Annotated in this window: 6 protein-coding genes; all 6 read right to left on the bottom strand. The window is 46.6% G+C overall.

Features of this window, described 5'->3' with window-relative positions; all coding sequences use genetic code 11:
• The coding region (locus ACWVCM_RS05300) for a formylglycine-generating enzyme family protein (RefSeq protein WP_455200678.1) at nucleotides 1–551 on the bottom strand (551 nt) is incomplete at its 3' end.
• A 182-nt stretch (nucleotides 552–733) separates the two neighbouring features.
• Entirely contained in the window at nucleotides 734–2113 is a 1380-nt protein-coding gene (gene tilS, locus ACWVCM_RS05295) for a tRNA lysidine(34) synthetase TilS (protein ID WP_455200677.1), read from the bottom strand.
• A 97-nt stretch (nucleotides 2114–2210) separates the two neighbouring features.
• Nucleotides 2211–3170, bottom strand: coding sequence for an acetyl-CoA carboxylase carboxyltransferase subunit alpha (locus ACWVCM_RS05290; RefSeq protein ID WP_455200676.1), 960 nt, complete (start codon nucleotides 3168–3170; stop codon nucleotides 2211–2213).
• A gap of 29 nt (nucleotides 3171–3199) precedes the next feature.
• Nucleotides 3200–6718, bottom strand: a complete 3519-nt coding sequence (gene dnaE / locus ACWVCM_RS05285) for a DNA polymerase III subunit alpha (RefSeq protein ID WP_455200675.1) — start codon at nucleotides 6716–6718, stop codon at nucleotides 3200–3202.
• 293 nt (nucleotides 6719–7011) lie between these two features.
• Entirely contained in the window at nucleotides 7012–7605 is a 594-nt protein-coding gene (rnhB, locus tag ACWVCM_RS05280; protein WP_455200674.1) for a ribonuclease HII, read from the bottom strand.
• A 2-nt stretch (nucleotides 7606–7607) separates the two neighbouring features.
• On the bottom strand, nucleotides 7608–7874 hold a 267-nt coding region (locus ACWVCM_RS05275), incomplete at its 5' end, for a hypothetical protein (RefSeq protein WP_455200673.1).

Here is a 7874-nt window from a genome sequence, read left to right as displayed (position 1 = left end):
GTTACAGGATGATCTGCCTTGCCTTCCGGAAATGTCCGGTTGCGGAAATGAGTCGGTGACCGACGCCTGGTTGCATCGTTAAATTTCTTATACTGTAAATTGGTAACTTCAAAGATATCTATATAATAAGCACCAATTGTCACGGTATGTTCAGGACCTTCATCAGGCAAGCGGTTATTACTTCCCATTGTGAATTTCCCGGCGGGAATTAACACCATCTTGTTGGGCACATCACCAAGGCGACTACTTTTATAGTAAATTGGAAACTGCATGCCTGCATTGGCTGATAGTTTTTCTTTAGGATGCTTGAGTTCCTGTTTTAAATTCAGAATACCTGGCTGTGCGGCTGCGACGTTTACGGGGTTTTTATTCGATGCTTTTTTTAAGTCATGACAGCTACTGCATTTTGACTGGTTGCTTGCGAAGGCTTTCATAAATTCACTGTCTTGTGTATGACAGGACACGCAGGATTTGTCGGGCAGATTTATGGGGTGGGGATGCTTTGCGGAGGTTTCGGCAGCAGCATGAACGGCTTGAATTCCCCCCAACAAAATCAAAAAACAATATCGAACCGGCACCATCAGTTTCTAATTATCGTGTATGAATAGGTAAGAAATACTATTTATAATAAGAAATACTATTTATAAAATGTAACGCTATGGCTGGTAACTCTATGACCGTAAGTAATGGCCATCATTGCATTCACCGCCACCTGACAAAAATCCGGATTTTATCATAAATCAGTAACTTGCGCAGTTTTTGCCACGAATCCGCTTTCCCATTGAAATATATAGCCATCTTCACCCGCAACAGCCTGAAAATCCTCACTGATGAACATTTCACCCACGGCTGCCAGCTGGTCATTAATATAGATTAGTGGCATGCGTTCGCGAATCCAGGGCGCTACACCCTGCTCCTGGAACAGCTTTTTCAGGGCATGGTGTTGATCCTTGCCCGCGGGTTGAATTGTCTCTCCACCCTGCCGAAAGTGAATGCTTACGCTATCCGACGAAATATACTTTTTTGCAATGCCCGATCCGACACTGGAAATGGCGCTCAGCTCACCGATACCTTCAATGAAAACGGGTTTGGTGACATCCCACGGAATGACCTGCCCAACATTGAATGGCTGCAGGGTTGGCAGAACATAAAGATGATCTCTATAACGGCGAATTTCGCAGCCTTCCCAGCTTACTTTAGGCATGGAATCCGGCGCGGCAGACAGGACCTGCTCAATTACCTGTTCCAGTTGTGTACTACTCGGTGTATTCATGTCATGTTGATTGATCCAGTGACGAATCACATTACGCTGCTGGGCTTTTGTTAATTCCACCAATTTACTGACCGACAGGTACGGAAGCTCATCAGGATTGATTTCCCTTAAATAATGCTCTGCAGCGTCATCCAGTAGCTCAACGGCTTCCGCACAGTATCGGGCAGACCGACTGATGGTTTGCGACAGGGAGGGCCAGCGTTGCGCCAACCTGGGCACAATTTCATGTCGTATAAAGTTGCGATCAAACTTTGTGTCCAGGTTGGACTCATCGTTGATCCATTTCAACTGGTTGGCAAGCGCGTAAGCATGTAAATCTTCACGGCGTACGCCAAGCAATGGTCGGGCAAGATAGCCTGTACCAAATTTTGTCCTTTGCGGCATTGCTGCCAGGCCTTTTGGTCCACTGCCTCTCATTAATTGCAGTAACAGCGTTTCAACCTGGTCATCCTGGTGATGCGCAGTTAAAAGACAGTCACCCTCTCTTATCAATCTTATAATTGCCTGGTAGCGCGCTTCGCGAGCCCTGGCTTCGGGGCTTTCGCCAGGTCCTGGCGTTGCATCAACATCGATATCAATATAAGGAATCTGTAACTCGTCGCAGACTTTGCGACAATGTTCTGCCCATTGGTCCGCCTGAGGATTTAAGGCATGATTGATGTGTACCGCGCTAAACCTGACATCACCGAAATGATGCTGATGTGTGGCCAAGACGTGCACCAGCACGTGAGAGTCTATTCCACCGCTGTACGCTATCCAGTAGCGCTTTATATCAGCGGCTTGCTTTAAACACGTTAATACGGACTGGACTACTTTGGAATGTGGCGTGGTAATTGCCATAAGCGCAACGCAGCATGCTGTGTTAGTTATAAAGAAGAAAAACCTGAAACAGAAATAACTTTGCCTGCCATTTTATGGTTTATTCATCGCTAAATAATCAGGCATCAGAAAAATTGCCATACTGCATTAAGCGCTCATAACGCTGCTCAAGTAACTTATCCAGGGCGGTGCGTTCAAATATATCCAGGCTCTCCACCAGAAAATTCTTGATATTCTTCGCCATGTTGTCAACATCACGATGCGCACCGCCCAATGGCTCACTAATTATCTGATCGATTAAATTGAGTTCTTTTAACCGCTGTGAGGTAATACCCATTGCCTCTGCAGCATCAGATGCATTCTCGGCACTTTTCCACAATATGGAAGAACATCCTTCCGGTGAAATCACGGAATAGGTACTGTATTGCAGCATGGCTATGCGATCACCGACGCCGATTGCCAAGGCACCACCTGAACCACCTTCGCCAATGACAGTACAAATAATTGGCGTCTTTAACTGAGCCATCACCAGCAGGTTTCGGGCAATCGCCTCGCTTTGTCCGCGCTCCTCTGCATCAATACCCGGATAAGCACCGGGTGTATCAATAAAGGTGAAGATCGGCATTTTGAAACGTTCCGCCATTTGCATCAGGCGCATGGCCTTGCGGTAACCTTCCGGTCGGGGCATACCAAAGTTACGTCTCACTTTTTCATTTGTATCGCGCCCTTTTTGCTGGCCAATAATCATGACCGGCTTGCCATCCAGCCTGGCCAATCCACCGACAATGGCCGGATCGTCTGCGAAGACTCGATCACCGTGCAACTCTTCAAAATCTGTAAAAATACGCTCTATATAGTCCAGGGTATAAGGTCGCTGTGGATGCCTCGATAATTGCGAAATCTGCCATGGCGACAAGCTGGAAAATATGGATTCTGTTAAAGCCTGGCTCTTTTCCTGAAGCTTGCTAATCTCTTCAGAAATGTTTATTTCGGCATCACTGCCAACATAACGCAGTTCCTCAATTTTGGCTTCCAGCTCCGCGATCGGCTGTTCAAATTCTAAAAAGTTCAGATTCATATGTTACGTTCTTATGGTTTATTCGTTTACTAAAATACCGCTGGCTCAGCCAATCGCGGTGTAATCGTTTTTTGCGGCCTATATTCTACCCTAACATTGCTTTCCCCGGCGAGTTCATTTAATCGATGTATTAACTCATCTGTGGGGTGAACGCACCAGTTATCTCCAAGGCGGATATTGGCCTTTGCCGTAGACCCAAGATAATGCAAATAGACGGGGCAATGACCATCCTTGAATGGTGTAAGCACTTTGGCAAGCGTACTGACAAAACCATTTCCCGCTTTTTGATGGTCGACAGTAACCAGTAAACGCGAGGCGAAAGCTTCCCGCGCCCGACCAATATCATAAATTTTTTGTGCACTCATTTTTACTCCGCCAGTATAATCATCAATACTGACATCACCTTCTACCACGACCAGTCGATCTTTCGCCAACATGTCACGGTACTGCTGAAAGGGCTCGGCAAAGACGGCAAGTTCCACCCGTCCGGTTCGATCATCCAGGGTAATAAACGCCATTTTATCGCCACGCTTGGTATTCATGGTACGCATTGCAACAATAAGACCAGCGACAGTCATAGTCTGATTACTGGTAGGATTCAAATTAGCGATCCTGGAAGTAATAATTCCCTGTAACTCTGTTTCGTAGCGTTCAATAGGGTGACCGGTCAAATATAGGCCCAGTGTTTCTTTTTCGCCATTAAGACGTGTTTCGTCATCCCAGTCCTGCGCATCGACAAATTCACAAGATACCTGTTCCGGCTTCGCATCGGAGGGGGCCAATGTTCCAAACAAATCTTCCTGACCACTCGCCGTATTGCGAGACTGTTGATCTGCCAGTTGAAGTGCCGTAGTCAATGATGCCATCAGGGTGGCTCGATTAGGGCCTAACTCATCAAGCGCACCGGCGCGAATCAAAGCTTCTAATGTACGGCGGTTGGCTTTCTTAAGATCAATTCGCTGACAAAACTCAAACAGGTTTTCAAACTTGCCTTGTTCGTGAAAGTTGTTGCGGATACTTTCAATGGCACCTTCACCCACACCTTTGATCGCACCCAGACCATAGAGCACCGTATGGTCATCAGTAATAGTAAACTGGTATTCACACACATTCACATTGGGCGACACCACCTTGAGTTTCATTGCGCGACACTCATCAATAAGTGATACAACTTTATCAGTATTGTCCATATCGGCCGATAATACTGCTGCCATGAATGCCGCTGGATAGTGGCGTTTTAACCATGCCGTTTGATAGGAAACCAGCGCATAGGCTGCCGAATGTGATTTATTGAAACCGTAACCGGCAAACTTTTCCATCAAATCGAAGATATGGGTTGCGGTTTTATGGTCAACGCCCCGTGCTACCGCACCTTCGGTAAATATTTCCCGCTGCTTGGCCATTTCCTCAGGTTTCTTTTTACCCATCGCGCGACGTAACAAATCCGCACCGCCCAGGGTATAGCCGGCCAGCACCTGTGCGATCTGCATGACCTGTTCCTGATACAGGATAACACCATATGTGGGCTTCAGGATGGGTTCCAGATCAGGGTGAGGATATTCGACTTTGGCACGGCCATGTTTACGATTAATAAAATCATCCACCATACCCGATTGCAAGGGGCCGGGGCGAAACAGAGCCACCAGCGCCACAATGTCTTCAAAGTTATCAGGCTGCAAGCGTTTGATAAGGTCTTTCATACCGCGCGACTCGAGCTGAAATATTGCGGTTGTTGCACAGTCTTTTAGCAGCTCAAAGCTTGCCGGATCGTCAATGGGAATTGTGTCGATATTTATTAACGCTTCCTGATTAGCTTTCTTGCGCCGATTAATGGTTTGCACCGCCCAGTTAATGATTGTCAGGGTACGTAAGCCTAAAAAGTCAAATTTGACCAGGCCGACAGACTCCACATCATCTTTGTCAAACTGGGTAACCAGGCTGCCACCGCCTTGCTCACAATAAAGCGGGGTGAAGTCTGTTAGTTTAGACGGCGCGATGACAACACCACCCGCATGTTTACCCGCATTGCGCGCCATGCCTTCCAGCGAACGCGCCATATCGATCAACGCTTGCACGTCCTCTTCGTTGTCGTAGCGCTCTTTTAAGGCTTCTTCCTGCTCCAACGCTTTTTCCAGCGTGATACCAATCTCAAACGGTATTAACTTGGCAATCTGATCAACAAATCCATAGGGGTGACTTAATACCCGCCCTACATCGCGGACCACCGCCTTGGCCGCCATGGACCCATAAGTAATAATCTGGGAAACTTTTTCACGCCCATAGTGATTGGCCACATACTCGATAACCCGGTCTCGACCTTCCATACAGAAATCCACATCGAAATCCGGCATGGATACCCGTTCCGGATTTAAAAATCGTTCAAACAGCAATTCGTATTTCAACGGATCAAGATCAGTGATGGTCAGCGCATACGCTACCAGTGAACCCGCACCCGAGCCCCGCCCGGGCCCTACGGGAACACCATTATTTTTTGCCCACTTGATAAAGTCAGCAACAATAAGAAAATAACCCGGAAAACCCATATTAATTATTACATCGAGTTCAATATCCAGGCGTTCGTCATAAGGTTTACGTATTTTCCCAAAATCAGGATCACGGGTGTCAAATAATACGGCCAGGCGTTGTTCTAAACCTTCTTTAGCCAGTTGACGGAAATAGCTGTCTTCGGTCATACCCTCGGGAATTGGAAAATCCGGCAAATAATTTTTTCCCAGTGACAGTTCGACGTTACATCGTCGAGCTATCTCAACGCTATTTTGCAAAGCTTCAGGAATATCCTGAAACAACTCGAGCATTTCTTCTGGCGACCGCAGGTATTGTTGTGCTGTGAAATTTTTCGGTCGCCTCGAATCATCCAGAGTACGACCTTCATGGATACAAACCCGTACTTCGTGCGCCTCGAAATCCCTGGATTCAATAAAATGAACAGCATTTGTTGCGACCACGGGCACACCGCTTTGTTGTGCCAGATCAACAGCAGCATGGATATAGTCTTCTTCGTGAGGTTTACCCACGCGCTGCAGTTGTAGATAAAAACGTTGTGGGAATAAATTTTCCCACTGTTTGAGCAACTGTTTTGCTTCGGCCGCATCACTGGAAAGTAAAGCCTGTCCTATGTCACCATGGACACCACCGGACAAGGCAATCAATCCCTCGGTGGCACCAACCAGCCATGCGCGATCTAATATTGGAATACCGCTGTGCTGGCCATCGGTGTAGCTTTTTGAAACCAGGCGAGTGAGGTTCTGGTATCCCGCGTTGTTTTGACATAACAGGACAAGTGGATAGGGCTGGTTAGGCTGCTTGTCGTTGGCTACCCAGACATCAACTCCAATGATCGGCTTCACGCCTGCACTGAGCGCCGCCTTGTAAAACTTAACCATCGAAAACAAATTACATTGGTCGGTCACTGCAACAGCAGGCATTCCCGCATTTTTCGTCGCATTTACCAGAGATTTAACACGGACGATTCCGTTTACCAGGGAATATTCGGTATGAACATGCAAATGAACGAATTTTGGGTCCATGCGTTAGCGCACCATAAAGCCGTGAAGAGTGAGTAGCATTTTACACCATCTCATGCCCGATCAGCATGATTCTCTACCGGGACTTGCACTACCGATCATCGATGGATCTTTCTTGAACGGCTGTCTGAAAAAATATATCCACCATCGATTAAACCGCCAATTGCAGCGTTGATTAGAAAGGCGATCAAATAGCACACAGAAGATATATTTCTTGTGATTTCTTAGACTTACCGCATTAATTTAATGCAGGTACTACTTTTTTACCACGTCATTCGAAACTAAACCAGATCCCGTCAGAGTAACTTTTTCACCGGTCCATAAGACTGCCGATGAATGGGCGTAACGCCCAGCTTTTCCAGGGCCGCGATATGCTTTTTAGTCGGATAGCCTTTATGACTCTGCAAACCATAGCCGGGATATTGTTTGTCGAGCTGCTGCATTTCCTGGTCACGCGCTACCTTGGCAATAATAGAAGCAGCACTGATCACGGCAACATGCAAATCCCCCTTTATAATAGCTTCAGCGGGACAATGAAATTCTGGGCAACGATTACCATCGACCAGAACATATTCAGGTTTTGGAGTCAGCGCGGCCACTGCGCGCTGCATTGCCAGCAAAGTTGCCTGCAATATATTAATCTCATCAATTTCATGCACTTCGGCTCTACCTAATGACCAGGCTATGGCTTTTTCCTTTATTTCTTCGGCAAATTTTTCTCGTTGCTGCTCAGTCAGTTTTTTTGAATCAGTCAATCCTTCAATCGGATTGTGTTCGTCCAGTATAACAGCTGCTGTCACCACTGGCCCCGCCAATGGCCCGCGTCCCACTTCATCAACGCCTGCAATCAATTTAGCATCACTATAATATGTTAAGGTTTCTTGACCCATAGTCAGCCTGTATGTTCGAGCAAATCCATTACCGCTACCGCAGCAGATTCACTGGCATTTTTTTGAAGCTGGGAATGTACTTCATTAAATCCTTGCACAAGTTCCAGAACCTTTGCATCATCATTTAAATAACTTAGCAAGGTGCTGCCAACTTTATCAGGAACGATATCACTTTGAATAAATTCAGGGACAAGCGGCTTCGGTAACAGCAAATTTGGCAGAGAAAAATATTTGAGTTTTACCATGCTTCTACCGATCCAGTAAGTGAG

Source organism: Kaarinaea lacus (assembly GCF_975902315.1).
The sequence above is the reverse complement of the archived record's forward strand: the minus strand, read 5'-3'. Positions and strand labels throughout refer to the sequence as shown.

Coding starts and splice junctions, on each gene's coding strand:
- ACWVCM_RS05290 (WP_455200676.1), bottom strand. CDS start 3,170: ATGAATCTGAACTTTTTAGAATTTGAACAGCCGATCGCGGAGCTGGAA.
- tilS (WP_455200677.1), bottom strand. CDS start 2,113: ATGGCAATTACCACGCCACATTCCAAAGTAGTCCAGTCCGTATTAACG.
- rnhB (WP_455200674.1), bottom strand. CDS start 7,605: ATGGGTCAAGAAACCTTAACATATTATAGTGATGCTAAATTGATTGCA.
- dnaE (WP_455200675.1), bottom strand. CDS start 6,718: ATGGACCCAAAATTCGTTCATTTGCATGTTCATACCGAATATTCCCTG.